Raw genomic sequence first — 20,214 nt, 5'->3', positions numbered from 1 at the left:
CCCGCGCCGCAGGGTTTCGTCGCGCAGCGATGGCGCGATCTCACACAGTTTTTGAGAAACTTGCCTGATGGGGGAGAGGGAGTGGCGCGACGTCCGGAGACGCCCGCGAACTCCCCAGCAAGAAGACGATGATCAGGCCGTTGCGCGGCCCAGAAATTCCTTAACCTGGTAGCCCGGCATGAAAGTGCCGAGGCGCTTGATTTCCCATTGCAGCACGATGCCGGAATGCTCCAGCACGCGGCTGCGTACCGTCTCACCGAGATATTCGAGCTCGTAGCCCGTTGCCTGCCCGGTGTTGATCATGAAGTTGCAATGCATCGGCGACATCTGCGCGCCACCGATCATCATACCGCGGCAGCCGGCCTCGTCGATCAGCTTCCAGGCGGAATGACCTTCCGGATTCTTGAAGGTCGAGCCGCCGGTCTTCTCGCGGATCGGCTGGACGGTTTCGCGATGCTGACGCACCGCATCCATCTTGGCGCGGATCTCGGTCTTGTCGCCGGCCTCGCCCTGGAAGACGGCATGGGTGAAGATGAGGTCCTTGGCGGCCGTGGATTGGCGGTAGCTATAGCCCATGTCCGCATTGGAGAGCACAAGCTGGTTGCCCTTGCGGTCGACGGCATGCACCTCGACGACAAGATCCTTCGTCTCGCCGCCGTTGGCGCCGGCATTCATGCGCAATGCGCCGCCGATTGCGCCGGGAATGCCGTAGTAGAACTCGAAGCCGGCAATGCCGTGATCGAGCGCCATGGCGGCGATGTTCTTGTCCGGGCAGATGCCGCCGGCCTTGATGCGGTTTTCGCCGACGAGCTCGACATCGCCGAACCCCTTGGCCGACAGGCGAATCACGATGCCTGGAATGCCACCATCACGCACCAGCAGGTTCGAGCCGACGCCGATGACCGTGAGCGGAACGTCTTCCGGAACGATTTTAAGGAATGTGGCGAGGTCATCGACGTCATGCGGATGGAACATCAGCTCGGCAAGGCCACCGGCCCGGAACCACGTAACGCGGTCCATCGGCGCATCAGGCGTCAGGCGCCCGCGGACCTGCTTGATCCCCTCACCCAACGACGCCAGAAGTTTCTCACCATCGACCTGCTTCATGCTACCTGCCCCGAAATGCCCGCCAGTTCCTTCGGCAGCGTCTGCGCCCAATACGTGATACTGCCAGCCCCCAAGAGAACCACAAAGTCACCAGGCTTTGCAATGCCGGCGACGATCCCAGCCAATGCTTCTGGCGCGGGCAGCAAACGCGCGTCGCGGTGGCCGCCGGATTTGATTCGCGAAACCAGCTCTTCCGCCGTCACGCCGTCGATCGGATCTTCACCCGCCGCATAGATCGGCGCAATCAGGATCGTGTCTGCATCGTTGAAGCAGCCGGCGAATTCCTCGAACAGGCTCGCCACGCGGCTGTATCGGTGCGGCTGGTGGACGGCGATGATTCGGCCAGAGCACGCTTCACGCGCCGCGCGCAGCACGGCCTTGATCTCGACCGGATGGTGGCCGTAGTCGTCATAGACGCTGACGCCATTCCAGGTGCCGGTGAGCGTGAAGCGGCGCTTGACACCGCCAAAGCCCGCCAAACCCTTGGCAATCGCCTCCGGCGACATGCCGAGGCGCTGCGCGACGGCGATGGCCGCGGTGGCATTGGACACGTTGTGGCGGCCCGGCATCGGCAGGCGCAGGTCCTTCATCGAGATCACCTGGCCGGTGCGGCGGCGGCGGATCTCCACATCGAAGATCGAGGTCGCCCCATCCATGCGGATATTGCCGAAGCGCACGTCGGCCTGCGGGTTCTCGCCATAGGTAATGACCTTGCGGTCCTCGATGCGACTGACCATCGCCTGCACTTCCGGATGGTCGAGGCACATCACGCCGAAACCGTAGAACGGCACGTTCTCGACGAACTGGCGAAAGGCCGCGCGCACGGCGTCGAAATTACCGTAATGGTCGAGATGCTCGGGGTCGATATTGGTGACCACGGCGATATCGGCAGGCAGCTTCAGGAAGGTGCCGTCCGATTCGTCGGCCTCCACCACCATCCACTCGCCCTCGCCCATGCGGGCATTGGTGCCGTAGGCGTTGATGATGCCGCCATTGATGACGGTTGGGTCGAGGCCGCCGGCTTCGAGCAGCGTCGCGACCATCGAGGTCGTCGTCGTCTTGCCATGCGTGCCGCCGATGGCGATGGCATTGCGGAAGCGCATCAGTTCGGCCAGCATTTCGGCCCGGCGCACGACCGGCAGCAGCTTTTCACGCGCCGCGATGAGCTCCGGGTTGTTCTTCTTGATGGCCGTCGAGACGACGACGACTTCCGCCTCGCCCAGGTTTTCTGCCATGTGACCGACGAAAACCTCGATGCCCTTCTCGCGCAGGCGCTGCACATTGGCGCTGTCTGCCTGATCGGAGCCCTGAACCTTGTGGCCAAGATTGTGCAGCACCTCGGCAATGCCGCTCATGCCGATACCACCAATGCCGATGAAATGAACGAGCCCTATGCTCTGCGGCATCTTCATGGTCGTTCTCCCTTGAATTGTGCGATCGTCTTTCCGCCCGCAATAGCCTCAACCATCAAGGCGAGCAAGCGCGCGGCATCCGGTTTTCCCGCCTTTCTGGCATTCGCGGCCATGGTCGCCATGCCCGCCGGATCGTGCATCGCCTTGGAAACGATCTTCGCCAGACGCTCCGTCGAAAGCTCCGCCTGCGGGATTACCTTCGCCCCGCCGCCGGAAGCCAGTGCCGCAGCATTCGCCGCCTGGTCATGATCCAGAGCATAGGGATAGGGCACGAGAATGGCCGGGCGGCCGATCACCGAGACTTCGGAAACAGTCGAGGCACCAGAACGGCTGATGATGAGATGCGCGTGGCCGATTCGGGACGCCATGTCGGTGAAGAAGGGCGAAACGTCGGCAGGAATGCCGAGATCGGCATAGGTGCGAACGACCTCGTCGTTATCTTCCGGCCGCGCCTGCTGGGTGATCTTCAGCCGTGCACGGTCCGCGGGTTCCATCGCGGCGATCGCCGAGGGAATGGCCTTGGAGAAGAACTGGGCGCCCTGGCTGCCGCCGAAGACGACGAGGCGGAATTCGCCATCCGTCGAGGCCTCATAGGCAATATTGGCAGCCTCAAGCACGGCCGGGCGCACCGGGTTGCCCGTGGTCACGGTCTTTGCCGCATATTGCCCGCCGGTTTCCGGCAGGAAGCCGCCGGCAATCGCCTTGACGCGATTGGCGAGCGCCTTGTTGGCACGGCCCATCACGGCGTTCTGCTCGTGGATCATCGAGGGGATGCCCATGCCCGTCGCGGCGAGAAGCGGCGGCACGGTGGGATAACCGCCAAAGCCGACGACGACCTTCGGCTTCAGCCGCGCCATCAGCTTGCGGGCGGCACGAATGCCTTTCCACAGCGTGAAAAGCGACCGCGCGACGCTGACCGGGTTCTTCGAGCCGATCGTCGCGGAGGGAACCACATGGATTTCGTCGGCGGGGAATTTTCCGGCAAAACGCTCGGCGCGGCTGTCGGTGACGAGATGCACGGACCAGCCGCCGGCCTTCAGCTCATGCGCCAACGCCTCTGCGGGAAAGAGATGGCCGCCGGTACCACCGGCGGCGAGAAGAACGATGCCTTTGTCCATTCGGACTCCTTATTCGGCTGGCGCGACGATACCACCGCGGAAGAGACTGCGCTCCGAGGCGCGCTTTTCCGGGCGATGGCGTGTCAGCGCCAGGATGAAGCCGGCCGTGACGCAGATCGCGATCATCGACGAACCGCCATAGGAAATCAGCGGCAACGTCATGCCCTTGGCCGGCAGCAGTTCGAGGTTGACGCCGATATTGATCATCGACTGCGTGCCGAGCTGCAGCACGAGACCCGCAACGGCAAAGCGCGTGAAATCATTGCGCTCCTTGAAGGCATGGTTGAGGCCGCGCATCACCACGAAGGCGAAGATCATGACGATAACCATGCAGAAGAGGATGCCGAACTCTTCCGCCGCGACGGAGAAGATGAAGTCGGTATGGCTGTCCGGGATGATGCGCTTGACCGTGCCCTCGCCCGGCCCTTGGCCGAACCAGTCGCCGCGGATGATGGCCTCGCGCGCCGTATCCATCTGGAACGTGTCGCCCTCGCCGGTCATGAACTTGTCGATACGACCCGCCACGTGCGGCAGGAACGTATAGGCCGTCAACAGGCCGCCGACGGCAGCGCCGCCGAGCACGATGATCCAGAGCCAGGGCATGCCGGCCATGAAGAACATGCCGCCCCATACGGCCGCCGTGAGGATCGTCTGGCCAAGGTCGGGCTGCGCCACAAGCAGGGCCGCGACGATGCCGAACAGGATGATGGCGAAGAGATTGCCGGGGATTTCCGGCTGGCGGGCATGCTCGGCAAACAGCCAGGCGCAGATGACGACGAACGCCGGCTTCATGAACTCGGAGGGCTGGATGGAGAAGCTGCCGATCGAAATCCAGCGCCGCGAACCCTTGACCTCGACACCGAAGAACAGCGCCAGCACCATGGCCGCAAGCGAAATCACCAGCAGGATCATCGCCGCACGGCGCACCTGCCGCGGCGACATGAAGGAAATGCCGAACATGATGGCGATGGCCGGCAGCAGGAACACCGCATGGCGCTTCACGAAGTGGAAGCTATCGAGGCCGAGGCGCTCGGCCACCGGCGGGCTTGCCGCAAAGGACAACATGAAGCCCAACCCCATCAGCAGGATGAAGGCTGCGAGGAAGAACCGGTCTATCGTCCAGAACCAGTCCGCCAATGCACCACGTTCGGCACGACTAACCATGTCTCTTTCCTCTGTTTCCTTGCAATTCCGGGCGCAAACCGCCGCATGCGTGAGCCGGAACCGCGCTCGTCTAAACCTCGACCAGCATGGACATGCCGGGCAGTGCCGCGACATGTTTCACGAAGGCGTCGCCTCTGACTTCAAAGTTCTTGTACTGGTCGAAGCTTGCGCAAGCCGGGGACAGGAGAACGGCGACGGGGCCGGTTCCATCCTTCTCGGCATCTCCCGCCGCGTCCTGAACAGCTCGCTCCAGCGTGCCCGACATCTCGAAGGGCACCGTCTCGCCGAGCGTCGCCGCAAAGTCGGGCGCTGCCTGGCCGATAAGGTAGGCCTTGGCGATCTTCGGGAAGAACTCGCCGAGCGTCGAGATGCCGCCCTCCTTCGGAACGCCGCCGGCGATCCAGTAGATACGCTCGAAGCTGGAGAGCGCAGGCGCTGCGGCATCCGCATTCGTCGCCTTGGAATCGTTGACGAAGAGCGCATCGCCCTTGCGGCCGACCGGCTGCATGCGATGCTTCAGGCCGGGGAACGAGGCAAGGCCGGCGCGGATGTCCGTCTCGTTGACGCCAACCGCGAGGCAGGCGCCGACGGCTGCGGCCGCATTCTGCGCATTGTGGCTGCCGCGCAATGTCTGGATCGACGAGAGGTCGGCGATTTCGCGCGTCGCACCCGCCTGCGCCAGGATGAGGCGGGCACCCTCGGCATAGATGCCATCGGCCAGCGCGGTGCGCTTTGAGATGCGCACAACCTTCGTGCCCGCCCGCTCGACGCGATCGGCAATCCGCTCGCAAAAGGTGTCATCGACGCCAACAATGGCTGTACGGCTCGCAGCGACCAGCCGTTCCTTGACCTCGGCATAGTGCTCCATGGAGCCGTGGCGATCGAGATGGTCGGGCGTCAAGTTCAAGAGGATGCCGGCCGATGGGTTCAGCGTCGGTGCCAGATCGATCTGGTAGGACGAGCACTCGACCACATAGAAGCGGCCGGCCTTCGGCGGATCGAGCGTCAGCACGGCCGTGCCGATATTGCCGCCAAGCTGCGTATCGCGCCCACTCGCCTTGAGGATATGGGCGATCAGCGCCGTGGTGGTCGACTTGCCGTTCGTGCCGGTAATGGCGATGAACGGGCAATTCGGAGCATGTGCGCGACGCTCGCGCGCAAAAAGCTCGACATCACCGATCACTTCGACCCCGGCGGCGCGCGCGAGATCGGCGCTCCAATGCGGCTTCGGATGGGTGAGCGGCACGCCCGGTGACAACACCAGCGCATCGATGCCCGTCCAGTCGAGATTACGCAGGTCGCCGGTCTTCACACCGGCAGCAGCGGCATTCTCGACGCTCGCCGCACTATCGTCCCAGGCGGTGACATCTGCCCCGCCGGCGGCAAGCGCCAGCGCCGTCGCAAGGCCTGATCCGCCAAGCCCGAAGAGCGCGACGGTCTTTCCCTTGAGCGAAGTGACGGGGATCATCGAGGCCTCACCGCAGCTTGAGCGTGGAGAGACCGACCAGCGCCAGCACGACGGCGATGATCCAGAAGCGCACGACGACCTGGCTTTCCGTCCAGCCCTTCTTTTCGAAATGGTGGTGGATCGGCGCCATCAGGAAGACGCGCTTGCCCGTGAGCTTGAACGAGCCGACCTGGATGATGACCGACAGCGTCTCGATCACGAAGAGACCGCCGATGATCGCCATGACGATCTCATGCTTGGTGGCAACCGCGACCGTGCCGATCAGGCCGCCAAGCGCCAGCGAGCCTGTGTCGCCCATGAAGATGGCGGCGGGCGGCGCGTTGAACCACAGGAAGCCGAGGCCAGCGCCGATGACCGCGCCAAGCACGACGGCAAGCTCACCCGTGCCGGGCACGAAATGGATCTGCAGGTAGTTCGAGAAGACCGCGTTGCCGGCGAGGTAGGCGATCACGCCGAAGGAGGCGGCGGAAATCATCACCGGAACGGTGGCGAGGCCGTCGAGACCATCCGTCAGGTTCACCGCGTTTCCGGCTGCGACAATGACGAAGCCACCGAAAAACACGAAGAAGAAGCCGAGATTGAGCAACAGGTCCTTGGCAAACGGAAAGGCGATCGAGGAGCCAAAAGTCGAGCCGTGGGGTCCGGCCGAAAGCGAGGCGCGCATCATGAAGTAGGTTGCAGCGCCCGCGATGAGGAATTCGAGGGCGAGACGCGCCTTGCCGGAAAAGCCCTTGTCCGTCTGCTTCGTCACCTTGAGGTAGTCGTCGTAGAAGCCGATCGCACCGAAGCCGAGCGTCACGAGCAGGGTCGCGACGACATAGACGTTGGAGAGGTCCGCCCAGAGCAGCGCGCTGCCGACGATGCCGGCCAGGATCATCAGGCCACCCATGGTGGGTGTGCCGGCCTTCTTGAAATGGGTCTGCGGACCATCGGCGCGGATCGGCTGGCCCTTGCCCTGACGGATGCGCAGCGAGGCGATGATCATCGGGCCGAACAGGAAGACGATCGTTGCCGAGGTGAACAGCGCAGCGCCGGTCCGGAAGGTAATGTAACGAAACAGGTTGAACACCTGAACGGTGTCAGCCAGCTCGACGAGCCAAAGCAGCATTGTCACCCTTTCCCCAAAAGGTTCCCCAGGTCACCGCGGCGTGACAGGCCGGCGGACAGAGAAGAAAATTCCATAAAAGAGAAGGTCCGGCGGACGTCTGCCCGGCCGAACCCCTCTCAACTCTCGCGTTCCCTCTCGGAGAACGCCGGATATTTGTCAAGCAGGGCCGCCACGATGCGGCTGAATCCCGTGCCTTTCGACGATTTCACGACCAGAACGTCGCCCGCGCGCACCGCGGCAAGCGCAAAAGCGGCAAGCGCGTCCGCCGTGTCGCGGTATTCCCTCTCCACCCCTTCCGGCAGCGCATCCCTCAGCGCCGCCATGTCGGGACCACCGAGCCAGACGTCGCCGATGCCCGCTTCGATCAACGGTTCGGCAAGGTCGGCGTGAACGGCTGGCGAATGTTCGCCCATTTCCAGCATGTCGCCGAGCACGGCGATGCGCCGGCCACCGTCCTGCGGTTCGGCATCGCGCAGAAGCGCGATCGCGGCCCGCATCGAGGCGGGATTGGCATTGTAACTCTCATCGATCAGCGTGAACCAGCCGCCGTCCTTGGCAAGCCTGTAGCGCCGGCCACGGCCCTTTTCCGCCTGCATGGTGGCAAGCCCGGCCATGGCCTTTTCGATGTCGCCACCAGCAAGGTGTACGGCGCCGAGGACGGCAACGGCATTTTCGGCAATGTGCCGGCCAGGTGCGCCCATCGGCACTTCCAGCGTCTGCCCACCGACTGCCGCCCTGAGCAGCCTGCCCTCATTGCTCGCGATGAAATCGAGTAGCCGGAATTCAGCGCTCGGATCAGCACCGAAGCTATGGACATGCGACACGCCGGCCACATGCGCCGCTTTCTCCAGGAAAGCGAACTGTTCGTTGTCGCGGTTGAGAAGCGCATGGCCACCCGGCACGACACCCTCGAAAATCTCCGCCTTGGCCGCGGCGATTTCTTCTAGGTCGCGGAAATTGCCGAGATGGGCAGCGGCAATCGTAGTGACGATCGCCACATGCGGGCGCACCATGGCGACCAGCGGGCGGATCTCGTTGGCATGGTTCATGCCGATTTCGAAGATGCCGTAGTCGGTCGTTTCCGGCATGCGGGCGAGTGTCAGCGGCACGCCCCAATGGTTGTTGAACGAGGCGACCGAGGCGTGCACGCTGCCGGAGGGCGCGAGTGCCTGGCGCAGCATCTCCTTCGTCGTCGTCTTGCCGACGGAACCGGTGACGGCGATGATTCGCGCTGCCGTGCGGTCACGCGCAGCACATCCGAGATTGACGAGCGCCTCCAGCACATCCGGCACCACGATCATCGACGTCACGAGACGGCCGAGCGCCGGCAGCTTGCCTTCGCTGACGACAAGCAGTGCTGCGCCATTGGCGACGGCAAAGCTTGCGAAATCATGGCCGTCGACGCGGTCGCCCTTGATGGCGAAGAAGGCTTCACCCGGCGCAATCGCGCGGCTGTCGATGGAAATCCCGGTCACGCCCTGCGGCAGGTTACCGATGGGCCGGCCATGCAGGGCCGCTACGAGATCACCGCTGGTCCAGAGCCATTTCACTGGTCGAGTTCCTCCAGTGCCTTGCGCAGTTCCGCATGGTCGGAAAACGGCAGCGTCACAGTGCCGACAGTCTGCCCCTCTTCGTGCCCCTTGCCCGCGACGATCAACGTATCCCCGGACTGCAACATGCCCACGGCGCTGCGGATTGCCTCCGCACGATCGCCGATTTCGGTCGCCCCGTTGGCGGCAATCATAATCTCAGAGCGGATGACTTCGGGAACTTCGGAGCGCGGATTGTCGTCGGTAACGATGACGACGTCGGCCAATCGCGTGGCGATCTCGCCCATGATCGGCCGCTTGCCCTTGTCGCGGTCGCCACCGCAGCCGAAAACCACGATGACACGGCCGGTCGTGAAGGGACGCACCGAGGTCAGCACGTTTTCCAGCGCATCCGGCTTGTGGGCGTAATCGACATAGGCGAGCGCGCCATTCTTGGCATGGCCAACCAGTTCGAGCCGGCCGGAAGCACCGATAAGCTTTTCAAGCGCCGCCATGGCGACGGCAGCGGGAACGCCGGTCGACATTGCAAGACCCGCCGCGACCAGCGCATTCGCCACCTGGAAATCGCCGGCGAGCGGAATGTGCACTTCATAGATGTCGTCGCCGACATGGACTTCGGCGGTCTGCTTGTGGCGGAAATGCTCGACGCGTTTCAGCGCGAGATAGTCGCCCTTGCGCCCAACCGTGCGCACGTCGAGCCCGGCCTTGCGCGCGGCTTCGATCGCCACGCCGGACCATTCGTCGTCAGCATAGATGACGGCGGGTGCCCCCTTCGGCAGCAGCCTGTCGAACAGCCGCATCTTGGAGGCCATGTAGTGCTCGACCGTCGGATGATAATCCATGTGGTCGCGGCCAAGATTGGTGAAGGCAGCGGCGGCAAGCTTCACGCCATCAAGGCGAGACTGGTCGAGGCCATGGCTGGACGCTTCCATCGCGGCATGGGTAACGCCGGCATCGGCAAGTTCAGCCAGCAGTTCATGCAGCGAGACCGGATCGGGTGTCGTCAACGAACCGTAGTCGTTGCGGCCGGGAGCCACGACACCGGTGGTGCCGATCATCGCGGCCGCATGACCGGCATGCGCCCAGATCTGACGGGTGAAGGAGGCGACGGAGGTCTTTCCGGCGGTTCCGGTGACGGCCACCATGGTTTCCGGTTGGCGGCCGTAGAAATGGGCAGCGGCAAGCGCCAGGAAGCGGCGCGGTTCGGCAACGGCAATGACCGGAACGGCGGCCTCGACAGAGGCACCCTCGGCAACGACGACGGCCGCGGCGCCCCGGGAAACGGCATCGGCAACGAAGGCGCTGCCATCGGCCTTGGTGCCAGAGAGAGCAACGAAGAGGTCGCCCGGCTTCACCTTCCGGCTGTCACTCGCAATGCCGCTTACGTCTATCGTGGCTGCGGCGTTCGAGGGGTCGATTTCGGGTCCGGTGAGGTCGCTGATCTTCATTTTCGCTCTGCTGCTTTCTGTTGGCAGCCGGTTCGTTTCCGAATCGGCGTCCCGTCTTCTCCATTCAATAAGACACAAGCAAGGCGGACCCGTCCTCACCAAATTTCGGCTTTACACCAAGAAGGGATGCCGAACGGCGGATGATCTCGCCGACCATCGGCGCGGCGTTGAGGCCGGCGGTGCGGCCACCACCCTCGCCCGTCTGCGGCGCATCGATGAAGGTGAGAACCACATATTTCGGATCATCGATCGGGAAAGCGGACAGGAAGGCGTTGAAATTCTGTGTGTTGGAATAGCGGCCGCCGACGACCTTGTTGGCCGTGCCCGTCTTGCCGCCGACATTGAAGCCCGGAACCAGCGCGCGCCGGCCGGAGCCGTCGTTTGCGTTGAGCTTGAAGAGGTAGCGCATCTTGTCCACGGTGTCGGGATTGACCACGACCTTGGCGATCTCGTTCGCCTCTTCGGCCGTGCGCGGCAGGAAGGTCGGGTTGATGAGCCGGCCGCCGTTCATGAGGGCCGCCGCCGCCACTGCCGTCTGCAACGGCGTCGTGGAAACACCGTGGCCGAAGGAAATGGTGATCGAGTTGATCTTCTTCCATTCGCGCGGCTGCGACGGCGTCTTCACTTCCGGGAGTTCCGTCTCAAGCCGGGTCAGCAGGCCCATGCGGGTGAGGAATTCCTTGTGGCCGGCAATGCCGATGACGTCGGCCATCTTGGCCGTGCCGATGTTCGACGAATACTGGAAGATTTCGGGCACGGTCAGCACGCGGTGCTTGCCGTGAAAGTCCTTGATGGTGAAGCCGCCGATGCGGATGGGTGCGCGGGCGTCAAAACTGTCGGTGATCTTCACCTTGCCCGAATCGAGCGCCATCGCGGTGGTGAAGGTCTTGAAGGTTGAGCCCATCTCAAACGTGCCGTTCGACATGCGGTTCATCCAGCCATCCTTGGCGCCGGCGGCCGGGTTGTTCGGGTCGTAATCCGGCACGGAGGCCATGGCGAGAATCTCGCCGGTATTGACGTCCATCACGACGGCACCGGCGGCGAGCGCCTTGTACTTCTCCATGCCCGTCGCCACGACGTCACGCACGATCGCCTGCACGCGCAGATCGATGGAAAGCCGCACCGGCTCCATCTTGGCATCGCTCGTCATGCCGATCGCGGCAAGGTCGGCGAGACCCTGGCTGTCGATATAGCGCTCCATGCCGGCAATGCCGCGGTTGTCGATGTTGACGTGGCCGACGACGTGAGACGCGGTGACACCGCCCGGATAGAAGCGGCGCTTCTCCGGCCGGAAGCCGACGCCGGGAATGCCAAGCGCCAGGATACGGCTCTGCTGCTTGGGCGTCAGCTGGCGCTTCAGCCACTGGAAACGGGATTTCGAGGTCAGCTTGCGGTAGATGCCGCGCCGGTCGAGGTCCGGCATCACGGTCGCGAGCATTTCGACGGCCTCGTCAGCATCGACGATCTTGTGCGGCTCGGCATAGAGCGAAACGGTACGGATGTCGGTCGCGAGGATTTCACCGTTGCGGTCGATGATGTCGGGGCGGGATGCCATCAGGTGATCGGCAGGGCCGATCGAGGAAACGGTTTCCGGCGAGGCCATGCCGTATTGCACGAGGCGGCCGCCGATGACCGCATAGACCATGCCGAAGCAGCAGATGATGACGGCAACGCGGCTGCGGGCCTGCGAGCCCGAGCGCTTGCGCGTGCCTTCGAAGACCTGCCCGTTGGCGCCGGTCCGGTTGTTGTTGCCGCCGGCGCTGAAATGCGCCTTGCTTTTGAGGTCCATGATGCGGGAGAGAAACGACATCAGTTTGCCACCGATCCGGTTTGGATTGCGTCCGTGCCCGAGGCCTTCTTCTTGTTCTTGGCGACCTTCTCGTCCTTCTTGCCGTCCTTTTCGGGCTCCAGCGCCGGCAGTTCGGCCATCGGCATCGGCAGTTCGTTCGGCTGCGCCAGCTGGGTCGATTCGGTCGGCACGAGCTTCAGGTCGGCTTCGAAGGTCTTGACGAGACGGTTCAGGCGGTTCGGCTGGGTGAGAAGCGCCCAGTCGGCCTTGAGCAGATCGATCGTGTCTTCCTCGAGCTTGATCTCGGAATCGAGCTTGCGCACCACCTCAAGCTTGTTCTCGGCCTGATGCTTGATCGAATAGGTAACGGTGGCTGCTGCGGTCATGACGGCGATCATCACGACATCAAGGGTACGGAACATCACTCAGCTTCCCATCTTCTCAAGGGCGGCAAGGTTGGGCAGGTTGAAAATGGACAGATCATCCGTCCCGGCAGGGGCGCTGGTGCGCTCGCCTGCCCTCAGCTTCGCGGATCGGGCACGCGGATTGACCGCACTCTCCTCGTCGCTGGCCGCCACCATAGGGCGCCCGACTGGTGCGAAGGTTGCGGCCTTATCGTGCACTTCCGGCAGATGGCGCGATCCGGCGGCCTTTCCGGAGCGATCCTGGAAGAATTTCTTGACGATGCGATCTTCCAGCGAATGGAAGCTGACAATGACCAGACGACCGCCCGGCTTCAGCGCGCGCTCGGCGGCAAACAACGCCTCGGCGAGTTCGCCCAGCTCATCGTTGACAAAAACGCGCAGCGCCTGGAAGACGCGGGTCGCCGGGTGGATCTTGTCCTTGGCCTTGCGCGGCGTCGTCAGCTCGATGAGGTTTGCAAGCTGGCGCGTCGTGGTGAAGAATTCCTTCTCGCGCGCCTTCTCGATGGCGCGGGCGATGCGGCCGGCCTGCTTCTCTTCGCCGAGAAAGCCGAAGATGCGGATGAGGTCGGAGACTTTTGCGCGGTTGACCACGTCGGCTGCCGAAACGCCGGACGCGGACATGCGCATGTCGAGCGGGCCGTTCTTCTGGAACGAAAAACCGCGCTCGGCCTCGTCGATCTGCATGGAGGAAACGCCGATATCGAGCACGACGCCATCGAGCCCGCCCGCGGGTGCATGCTCGGCAAGTTCGGAAAAGCGGGAATGGATGAGCGTCAGACGCCCGCCGGATGATTCGACCAGTTCCTGACCGCCGGCAATGGCGTTCGGATCACGGTCGAGCCCGATGACGTTTGCGCCTTCGGCGAGGATGGCGGATGTGTAGCCGCCTGCCCCGAAGGTACCGTCAAGAATGACCTGGCCGGGTTTCGGCGCGAGCGCCGCGATGACCTCGGAGAGAAGAACCGGAATGTGACGGACCGGTCCGCCATCGGCATCAGAAAACCCTCCGCCAAGATCCGCCGTCATTCCGATTCTCCGTCTTACCCCGAGCCCAGACCTCGCAACCTGAACTCTTCCCGGGCCGCCGCCTGCGTGGCTTCGAATGCCTGCGGTGCCCAGAGCTGAAAATGATCCGCCCGACCGACAAAGGTCACGTCCGTGGTGATGCCCGTATAGTCCCGGATAAAATCCGTGACCGGCAGGCGCCCTTCCGAATCGAGCTTCATGAAGACGCCGCCCCCGTGAATGAGGAGCGACATCCGATTGGCTTTCGGCGAAAACGCATCCTCGCTGGCGATCTGGCGCTCGAAACGATCGAGCAAATCCAGCCCACCGACGCTGATCGCCGGAAACATGAAATCCTGGAAGCAGTACAGCTCCCGGATGTCGCGTTGCGACAGGACGGATCGAAAAGCCGAAGGAACGGAAACCCTTCCCTTGGCATCGATCCTGTTCGTCGCATTCGACAGGAACCGGTTCATGACACGATACAGCCGTTTCCCCTACCCCGACGCTGTGCATCCGTCCGGGCAAATCCAACACAACACCACGCGCACGAACCAGCCTTGACGCAGCGCGTTCGCGCCACACCGTCCCCAGCCGGTTTGCCTCAAAGCTTTGCGATGATCGGACGCTCATGCGTCCTCGTGCAGTGTGATTTTGGGATACCATGGGACCATATGGGCGTCAATGGGAAGAGACCTCATCCCCCGTGTTCAGACCGTCAAACGTTTATAAGGCGTTAAGTTTAACAAAAGGTTAGGAAAGGCCTGCCAACGCCTTGTATTTGCAAGATGTGAAACACCACTCGCGTGCGTTTCAGCACACAGCAAGGCATGCGCGAACCCCAAGGAATTCAGCGCATTAGAGCGTCGTAAAAAATCGTCTTCCGGAGAAAGATTTTTGCCAGTTGGCCTGTAAGCCGGGTTCTGTATGGCCCCGGTTTGCACCGGAACGTGGCAGCCATTCATCTGGGACCGGACTTGCGCCCGGCCTCTTGCAACCCACCCGGATGACCGGCCCGGAAACGGGCTGAAACGCTTGCGCGTTTCGCGTCATCCCTATTCGGTTTTGCTCCCGGTGGGGTTTGCCTTGCCAGCCCTGTTGCCAGGACCGCGGTGGGCTCTTACCCCACCCTTTCACCCTTACCTTCCAAGGAAGGCGGTTTGCTTTCTGTGGCACTTTCCCTAGGGTCGCCCCCGCCGGACGTTATCCGGCACCGTGTTTCCGTGGAGCCCGGACTTTCCTCACCTTGCGGTCTTTCGACCCTTGCAAAGCGCGGCTGCCCGGCCAACTGGCAGGCGCTGACTAGCTGATACCGACGGGAAAGACCAGAGACAAACGTGGCTTAGCGGAAATGAACCGCAAAATCCGTTGCGTAGTCCGGTTCGTCGAGCCGGCCGCGAATCACCAGGTCGGCGCCGATGCGACCGATCTCGTCCGAACTCTTCGCCGCCGCCCCGTTGCCGCCCGTCAGCAGCGCCACGCGGTCACTCTCGACGAAGCCGGCATAGGGATAGCCGTGCGGCGTATAGGTCGTAATGCAGGGAATGGAGATCAGCCGCACCGGGTCGAGGTCCGGGATGGCGCGCGCAAGCAAATGCTTGAGATGCACGATCGCCTCCGGACGGCCTTCGCCACGGAACCAGTCGCGGACAGCCTGCTCGTCCTCGATCTCGACTTCGGTCGGGTCACCGCCGATCTTGAGATAGGTCTGGCCGTCCGGGTAGACGATGGGCGGCAGGAAATAGAAATGGTCGGCAGGATCGGTGCTCTCGTCGATCCACGACGGCATATCGCGATAGGCCTCCGCCTGCGCCGGCGTCAGCTGCGCCAGCACGACGGTGCGCGCCTTCACAACGAGGGCCGGCACCTTCGGCAGCAGCCCCGGCGCCCGCGAAAAACCGCCGGTCGCAACGAGTACGCGCCCGGCGGTGACAGTAGCTCCCGATTTCAGGGACACGGACCCGCGACCGCCGGCGTCGGTGACCGAAACCGCATCGTCGAGGATGGAAACGCCGCCGGCCTTTTCCATGCAGACAACCTGCGCCGAAACGAGCTTGCGCGGATCGACATAACCCGCATTCGTCGCCTCGAAGACACCCGCCGAGGTTTCAGGCAGGTCGAACCACGGAAAGCGGCTTCTCAGAGCAGCGCGATCGAACAAGGGCGCATCCAGCGCATAGCGCCTGGCGACGGATTCGACATTGTTGAGAAAATCGCCGCCCGCCGCACCCGTGATCAAGCAACCGGTCTCGCCGTAGAAGGTGATGCCGCTTTCCGCTTCGATGTCTCGGTAGCGGGCGATCGAGCGGTTGGCGAGCAACGCCCAGTCCGGGTTCTGGTCAATGGTTCGGGTGATGCGGCCGCTGTCGTAGTGGCTGGAGAAGACGCCGTCGTGGTTCTTCCAGTCGGCGGGCTCTCCCCGTCCAACGAGCGCCACGGAGGCGCCCGTTTTTGTGAGGTGGCGCGCCGCTGCCGCCCCCATCATGCCCCTGCCTACAACGACGAAATCGAAATGCCGATCCATGCTTCACCCTCACGTTTCAGGGATGGCATAGCAATTCCAGGAAAAGTGTGAAGCGGTTTTCCGTCTGGAATTGCCTAAAATCAGACAGGGATGGCCGCGGGCCGGTTCCAGCCCGCGAAAAATCGCCCATCGGCATGATCAGTCGATGATGCTCTGGATCTTGCCGCAATAGCGCTTCGAAACAGGGTTCATGCGCTTGGCGCCATGGCCGGCATTGTACTTCAGGATGGTGCCGCAGGTCGTGCCGCCGCTCAGGTCATGCGCCACGGCGAGGTACTTCATGCCGAACTTGATGTTGGTTTCCGGATCGTAGAGCCCCTTGGCGCCGCCACGGTAACCCATCATGCGCGCCGTCGCCGGCTTGATCTGCATGAGGCCGATCTCGCCGGCACTGCCACGGGCACGCGGATTGAAATTGCTCTCGACGCGAACGACGGCATGCGCCAGATTGCTCGGAACACCGTAAGCCTTCGCATAGGATTGGATGAGGCTGGAATAACCCGCGGCCTTCACGCCCGTCGCCAGCGGATTCTCCGCCTTGGGGTAACCGGTCGTGCTCTTGAAGGTCTTCAGCTTGCCGACGACGACGCCGTCCTTGTTGATCCCAGCCTTACGCTTGTTGCGCTTGCTGGAAACCTTGCGGGGTTTTTCCTTCGCAGCGACGTCCTTCTTGGCGGAGGTCTCGAACAGATATCGTTTCTTGGCCGGGCCGTTCTTGGCTTCGGCATGCGCCATGCTGGCGGAAAATACGGACACACAAAGGCAGGCCGCGCTGATGGCAGCAAGAAGTCTTCTCATCTAGTTCCAGTCTCCAAAAAGCGCAAAGGCAGGGCCCTGGGCCGCAGCAGCTACAGCTGCGCACCCTGCGCTGACGTCTCGATCCATGTTGAGTGCGATCAGGCCCTGACCGCATGTTGCGCTGCAACGAACGCAGTCGGAAAAGACATGGCCAATCGGGTCAGGATGTGGCGAAACGGTAAACTTCTGTTACAGACTGTAATATTATAATATTCGGATAGCCTGTCAGGCGGCCAGCCGCGGCAGCGCGGAAAGCAGGCGGTGCAGCGTGTCGATGGTCGAAAAATCGGCTATCCCATCGACCCGTTCCGGCCGGAAATGACGCTGGAAAGCAGCAACGTCGCCTTCCGTTTTTTCCGAGTAATATCCATTGATTTCCGTACCATAGCCGTAGAGCGACAGCATGGTCTGGAGCGCCTCCACCGGCTGGCCGGTGTCGCCTTGCTGGAAGAACCGCCCACCGGCAATCGGTGATGGCTCCACCCAGTGCCCGACACCCGCCGCGTGCAGGCGGTTCCACGGGAATTTTTCACCCGGATCGACCTTGCGAATCGGGGCCACATCCGAGTGAGCAAGCACCCGTTCAGGGGTGATTTTCCACCTTCGGCCACAATCGAGACACAATTCGACGACCGCGTTCACCTGCGCTTCAGGGAAATCCGGCAGCCCGCCGGGATGGCCGGCATTGGCAATCTCGACACCGATCGAGGCCGAGTTGATGTCGGCCTCACCCTTCCACAGGCTTTTCCCGGCATGCCAGGCACGATCCGCCTCGCGCACGAGTTGCTCGACGCGTCCGTCCTCGTGCACGAAGTAATGACACGAGACCTGGCTTTCGGGCGCACGAAGCCATTTCAGCGCGCCGTCCGCCGTTTCCATGCCGGTATAATGCAGGAGGATGATGTCTGGTTCCCGGCCGCCAGCGCGTTCGCCAAAGTTCGGCGACGGCGCGGCGGTCGCACCGAGATAATCACATGTGAATGCGCTCATGCAGCGCAGCGTTCCTTCTCGATCGCCTCATAGGCAGCGTTGAGCGCGGCCATGCGGTCGTTCGCAATCTGACGGAACTCGGCCGGCACGCCACGCGCCACCAGCCTATCAGGATGGTTCTCCGAGGCAAGCACGCGATACCGCTTGCGGATCTCGGTGAAATCGTCGCTCGGCTTCACACCGAGCACCTTGTAGGGGTCGCGCCCACTGACATGGACGTGACGCGCGATGATCTGTTCGAAGCGCTCCTCGACCATGCCAAAGATTTCCGCGACGCGGCCCAGGAAGGCCATTTCCTTGTCGTGGATCAGCCCATCCGCCTTGGCGATATGGAACAGGCCGTCGACGATATCCTCAAGGATCGGGCAGTTCTTCTCGCAGGACACGCAGAGCGCCATCATCTTCTCGGCATAGGCCTCGTAGCCGGCAACGTCCTGCCGCGCGAGGTTATAGAGCCGCGCGACATTGGCCGCCTGGTTGTCCGGGTACTTGAAGATGTCCTTGAAGGCATCGACCTCGGCGGTCGTGACGATGCCGTCGGCCTTCGCCATCTTGGCGGAAAGCGCGATCATCGCGACGGAAAACGCCACCTGCTTGCGGGTTTCCGGATCGCCTTCAAACAATGTGCGCACCGCCTCGACCACGCCGGACAGCACATTGCTGGCGGCATCGGAGACCATGCCGACGAGACGATCCCACACGGCACTGATGAAGCAACTGGGCGAATTCTGGAACATAAGGTGATTTTGATCAGACAATTGCAGGGAAAGCAAGGCATGAAGCCGCCATTTCGCCCCGAATGACAAAATTTTGATGGCCCTCATGAAGTGGCGCCATCGAAATATATTGCGACCAAATTTTCGCCTGCCGGGCATAGCAGACAATCCGTCATGGAATGCGGATAAGTTCGCCGCGCCGTTCCCCTTCCGGGGAATTTGCGCTACGAGCAACTCCAGCAAAAGTGCGAAGCGGTCTGGCGTCCGGAGTTGCTAAAACAAAGACCAGAACGCCCGCTATAGAGACTGTGGAAACCGAGGAGGAATTATGGCCAAGCAGAAAGTCGCAATGCTGACCGCCGGCGGGCTCGCGCCCTGTCTGTCGTCCGCTGTCGGGGGCCTCATCGAGCGCTACAGCGACATCGCACCGGATATCGAGCTCGTCGCCTATCGCTCCGGCTATCAGGGCCTGCTCCTTGCCGATCGCATCGAAATCACCAAGGACATGCGCGAGAAGGCGCCCCTCCTCCATCGTTATGGCGGCTCGCCGATCGGCAACAGCCGCGTCAAGCTGACCAACGCGGCCGATTGCGTGAAGCGCGGCCTCGTCAAGGAAGGTGAAAATCCGCTGCGCGTCGCGGCCGAACGTCTTGCCAAGGACGGCATCACCATCCTGCACACGATCGGCGGCGACGACACCAACACCACGGCAGCAGATCTTGCCGCCTATCTGGGTGCGAACGGCTACAACCTGACCGTCGTCGGCCTGCCGAAGACCGTCGATAACGACGTCGTGCCGATCCGCCAGTCGCTCGGCGCCTGGACGGCTGCAGAAGTCGGCGCCGGCTTCTTCGACCATGTCAGCAACGAGCAGAGTGCCGCGCCGAAAACCCTCGTCGTGCACGAAGTGATGGGCCGCCACTGCGGCTGGCTCACCGCCGCCACGGCGCGCGCCTATATTCAGAAGACCAACGGCAACGACTATGTCGACGGCTTCATGATGAACAAGCAGCTGAAGAACATCGACGGCCTCTACCTGCCGGAGCTGGACTTCAACCTGGAGACCGAGGCCGAGCGGCTGAAGGCGATCATGGACCGCGCCGGCTTCGTGACGCTCTTCGTCTCGGAAGGCGCCTGCCTCGACGCCATCGTCGCGGACCGGGAAGCGGCCGGCGAAACCGTCAAGCGCGACGCCTTCGGCCATGTGAAGATTGACACGATCAATGTCGGCAACTGGTTCACCAAGCAGTTCGCCGCCCTCCTCGGCGCCGAACGCTCCATGGTGCAGAAGTCGGGCTACTACGCCCGCTCCGCCCCCGCCAACCGCGACGACCTGCGCCTTATCCAGAGCATGACCGACCTTGCCGTAGAAAGCGCGCTGAACAAGGTGTCCGGCGTCACCGGCCATGACGAGGGCCAGGGCGGCAAGCTGCGCACCATCGAGTTCCCGCGCATCAAGGGCGGCAAGCACTTCGACACCTCGGCCAAATGGTTCGGCGACGTGATGGACGTCATCGGCCAGAAGTGGAAGCCCGCGGCCTGACGCGTACCGCGGTTTTGCGCGACACGCGCGAACATCGGGCTTGACGCGC

The 20,214-nt window shown here is 62.9% G+C and carries 17 protein-coding genes and 1 other RNA gene; 1 reads left to right on the top strand and 17 read right to left on the bottom strand.

Going from position 1 to position 20,214, the window contains the following annotated elements; all coding sequences use genetic code 11:
- Nucleotides 1–132: 132 nt before the first annotated feature.
- The 17 genes from murB to BSY16_RS03025 all read right to left on the bottom strand — a co-directional run bounded on the left by murB (nucleotide 133) and on the right by BSY16_RS03025 (nucleotide 18,643).
- On the bottom strand, nucleotides 133–1,107 hold the full coding sequence (gene murB, locus BSY16_RS03105; protein ID WP_069058318.1) for a UDP-N-acetylmuramate dehydrogenase: 975 nt from the start codon (nucleotides 1,105–1,107) through the stop codon (nucleotides 133–135).
- Nucleotides 1,104–2,519 carry a UDP-N-acetylmuramate--L-alanine ligase gene (murC, locus tag BSY16_RS03100; protein ID WP_069058317.1) on the bottom strand — a complete coding sequence of 472 codons (1,416 nt, stop codon included), beginning with the start codon at nucleotides 2,517–2,519 and terminating at the stop codon, nucleotides 1,104–1,106. The genes murB and murC overlap by 4 nt, the downstream gene beginning before the upstream one ends.
- On the bottom strand, nucleotides 2,516–3,637 hold the full coding sequence (murG, locus tag BSY16_RS03095; protein WP_069058316.1) for an undecaprenyldiphospho-muramoylpentapeptide beta-N-acetylglucosaminyltransferase: 1,122 nt from the start codon (nucleotides 3,635–3,637) through the stop codon (nucleotides 2,516–2,518). The genes murC and murG overlap by 4 nt, the downstream gene beginning before the upstream one ends.
- Before the next feature lie 9 nt (nucleotides 3,638–3,646).
- A complete protein-coding gene (gene ftsW, locus BSY16_RS03090) occupies nucleotides 3,647–4,801 on the bottom strand; it encodes a putative lipid II flippase FtsW (protein WP_069058315.1) in 1,155 nt (384 codons plus the stop codon).
- A 70-nt stretch (nucleotides 4,802–4,871) separates the two neighbouring features.
- The gene (gene murD, locus BSY16_RS03085; protein WP_069058314.1) at nucleotides 4,872–6,269 is read right to left on the bottom strand and encodes a UDP-N-acetylmuramoyl-L-alanine--D-glutamate ligase; all 1,398 of its coding nucleotides are present in this window, start codon (nucleotides 6,267–6,269) and stop codon (nucleotides 4,872–4,874) included.
- 7 nt (nucleotides 6,270–6,276) lie between these two features.
- The gene (gene mraY, locus BSY16_RS03080; RefSeq protein ID WP_069058313.1) at nucleotides 6,277–7,377 is read right to left on the bottom strand and encodes a phospho-N-acetylmuramoyl-pentapeptide-transferase; all 1,101 of its coding nucleotides are present in this window, start codon (nucleotides 7,375–7,377) and stop codon (nucleotides 6,277–6,279) included.
- A gap of 116 nt (nucleotides 7,378–7,493) precedes the next feature.
- Nucleotides 7,494–8,927 (bottom strand): UDP-N-acetylmuramoylalanyl-D-glutamyl-2,6-diaminopimelate--D-alanyl-D-alanine ligase, encoded by a 1,434-nt coding sequence (locus tag BSY16_RS03075; RefSeq protein WP_069058312.1) that lies wholly within the window; start codon nucleotides 8,925–8,927, stop codon nucleotides 7,494–7,496.
- Nucleotides 8,924–10,375 carry a UDP-N-acetylmuramoyl-L-alanyl-D-glutamate--2,6-diaminopimelate ligase gene (locus BSY16_RS03070; RefSeq protein WP_069058311.1) on the bottom strand — a complete coding sequence of 484 codons (1,452 nt, stop codon included), beginning with the start codon at nucleotides 10,373–10,375 and terminating at the stop codon, nucleotides 8,924–8,926. The genes BSY16_RS03075 and BSY16_RS03070 overlap by 4 nt, the downstream gene beginning before the upstream one ends.
- A 64-nt stretch (nucleotides 10,376–10,439) precedes the next feature.
- Entirely contained in the window at nucleotides 10,440–12,185 is a 1,746-nt protein-coding gene (locus BSY16_RS03065) for a peptidoglycan D,D-transpeptidase FtsI family protein (protein ID WP_069058310.1), read from the bottom strand.
- Nucleotides 12,185–12,586, bottom strand: a complete 402-nt coding sequence (ftsL, locus tag BSY16_RS03060; RefSeq protein ID WP_069058309.1) for a cell division protein FtsL — start codon at nucleotides 12,584–12,586, stop codon at nucleotides 12,185–12,187. The genes BSY16_RS03065 and ftsL overlap by 1 nt, the downstream gene beginning before the upstream one ends.
- 3 nt (nucleotides 12,587–12,589) lie before the next feature.
- On the bottom strand, nucleotides 12,590–13,615 hold the full coding sequence (gene rsmH, locus BSY16_RS03055) for a 16S rRNA (cytosine(1402)-N(4))-methyltransferase RsmH (RefSeq protein WP_069058308.1): 1,026 nt from the start codon (nucleotides 13,613–13,615) through the stop codon (nucleotides 12,590–12,592).
- Nucleotides 13,616–13,629: 14 nt separating this feature from the next.
- Nucleotides 13,630–14,070: a division/cell wall cluster transcriptional repressor MraZ gene (gene mraZ / locus BSY16_RS03050; RefSeq protein ID WP_069058307.1), complete on the bottom strand. Its 441-nt coding sequence runs from the start codon at nucleotides 14,068–14,070 to the stop codon at nucleotides 13,630–13,632.
- A gap of 420 nt (nucleotides 14,071–14,490) precedes the next feature.
- An RNA gene (gene rnpB / locus BSY16_RS03045) (RNase P RNA component class A) lies at nucleotides 14,491–14,886 on the bottom strand.
- 50 nt (nucleotides 14,887–14,936) lie between these two features.
- Nucleotides 14,937–16,118: an FAD-dependent oxidoreductase gene (locus BSY16_RS03040; protein WP_069058306.1), complete on the bottom strand. Its 1,182-nt coding sequence runs from the start codon at nucleotides 16,116–16,118 to the stop codon at nucleotides 14,937–14,939.
- Nucleotides 16,119–16,256: 138 nt separating this feature from the next.
- Complete coding sequence (locus tag BSY16_RS03035; protein ID WP_286157175.1) at nucleotides 16,257–16,916, bottom strand: lytic transglycosylase domain-containing protein; 660 nt, start codon at nucleotides 16,914–16,916, stop codon at nucleotides 16,257–16,259.
- 225 nt (nucleotides 16,917–17,141) lie between these two features.
- Nucleotides 17,142–17,906 carry an N-acetylmuramoyl-L-alanine amidase gene (locus BSY16_RS03030; RefSeq protein ID WP_069058305.1) on the bottom strand — a complete coding sequence of 255 codons (765 nt, stop codon included), beginning with the start codon at nucleotides 17,904–17,906 and terminating at the stop codon, nucleotides 17,142–17,144.
- Nucleotides 17,903–18,643 (bottom strand): J domain-containing protein, encoded by a 741-nt coding sequence (locus BSY16_RS03025; RefSeq protein ID WP_069058304.1) that lies wholly within the window; start codon nucleotides 18,641–18,643, stop codon nucleotides 17,903–17,905. Before BSY16_RS03025 ends, BSY16_RS03030 begins: the two co-directional genes overlap by 4 nt.
- A gap of 307 nt (nucleotides 18,644–18,950) precedes the next feature.
- Between BSY16_RS03025 and BSY16_RS03020 the strand changes: the two genes are divergently transcribed.
- On the top strand, nucleotides 18,951–20,165 hold the full coding sequence (locus BSY16_RS03020; RefSeq protein WP_069058303.1) for a pyrophosphate--fructose-6-phosphate 1-phosphotransferase: 1,215 nt from the start codon (nucleotides 18,951–18,953) through the stop codon (nucleotides 20,163–20,165).
- Nucleotides 20,166–20,214: the final 49 nt, after the last annotated feature.

Origin of the sequence: Sinorhizobium sp. RAC02 (assembly GCF_001713395.1) — a bacterium.
In the GTDB taxonomy this organism is placed as follows: domain Bacteria; phylum Pseudomonadota; class Alphaproteobacteria; order Rhizobiales; family Rhizobiaceae; genus Shinella.
This window is presented reverse-complemented; position numbering and strand designations above follow the sequence as displayed.

What these genes read in the sequence shown, in the direction of transcription:
- murC (WP_069058317.1), bottom strand. Translation starts at nt 2,519, where the DNA reads ATGAAGATGCCGCAGAGCATAGGGCTCGTTCATTTCATCGGCATTGGT.
- BSY16_RS03035 (WP_286157175.1), bottom strand. Translation starts at nt 16,916, where the DNA reads ATGAGAAGACTTCTTGCTGCCATCAGCGCGGCCTGCCTTTGTGTGTCC.
- rsmH (WP_069058308.1), bottom strand. Translation starts at nt 13,615, where the DNA reads ATGACGGCGGATCTTGGCGGAGGGTTTTCTGATGCCGATGGCGGACCG.
- mraY (WP_069058313.1), bottom strand. Translation starts at nt 7,377, where the DNA reads ATGCTGCTTTGGCTCGTCGAGCTGGCTGACACCGTTCAGGTGTTCAAC.
- murB (WP_069058318.1), bottom strand. Translation starts at nt 1,107, where the DNA reads ATGAAGCAGGTCGATGGTGAGAAACTTCTGGCGTCGTTGGGTGAGGGG.
- BSY16_RS03065 (WP_069058310.1), bottom strand. Translation starts at nt 12,185, where the DNA reads ATGTCGTTTCTCTCCCGCATCATGGACCTCAAAAGCAAGGCGCATTTC.
- murG (WP_069058316.1), bottom strand. Translation starts at nt 3,637, where the DNA reads ATGGACAAAGGCATCGTTCTTCTCGCCGCCGGTGGTACCGGCGGCCAT.
- BSY16_RS03040 (WP_069058306.1), bottom strand. Translation starts at nt 16,118, where the DNA reads ATGGATCGGCATTTCGATTTCGTCGTTGTAGGCAGGGGCATGATGGGG.
- BSY16_RS03070 (WP_069058311.1), bottom strand. Translation starts at nt 10,375, where the DNA reads ATGAAGATCAGCGACCTCACCGGACCCGAAATCGACCCCTCGAACGCC.
- BSY16_RS03025 (WP_069058304.1), bottom strand. Translation starts at nt 18,643, where the DNA reads ATGTTCCAGAATTCGCCCAGTTGCTTCATCAGTGCCGTGTGGGATCGT.
- ftsW (WP_069058315.1), bottom strand. Translation starts at nt 4,801, where the DNA reads ATGGTTAGTCGTGCCGAACGTGGTGCATTGGCGGACTGGTTCTGGACG.
- murD (WP_069058314.1), bottom strand. Translation starts at nt 6,269, where the DNA reads ATGATCCCCGTCACTTCGCTCAAGGGAAAGACCGTCGCGCTCTTCGGG.
- BSY16_RS03020 (WP_069058303.1), top strand. Translation starts at nt 18,951, where the DNA reads ATGGCCAAGCAGAAAGTCGCAATGCTGACCGCCGGCGGGCTCGCGCCC.
- ftsL (WP_069058309.1), bottom strand. Translation starts at nt 12,586, where the DNA reads ATGTTCCGTACCCTTGATGTCGTGATGATCGCCGTCATGACCGCAGCA.
- BSY16_RS03030 (WP_069058305.1), bottom strand. Translation starts at nt 17,906, where the DNA reads ATGAGCGCATTCACATGTGATTATCTCGGTGCGACCGCCGCGCCGTCG.
- mraZ (WP_069058307.1), bottom strand. Translation starts at nt 14,070, where the DNA reads ATGAACCGGTTCCTGTCGAATGCGACGAACAGGATCGATGCCAAGGGA.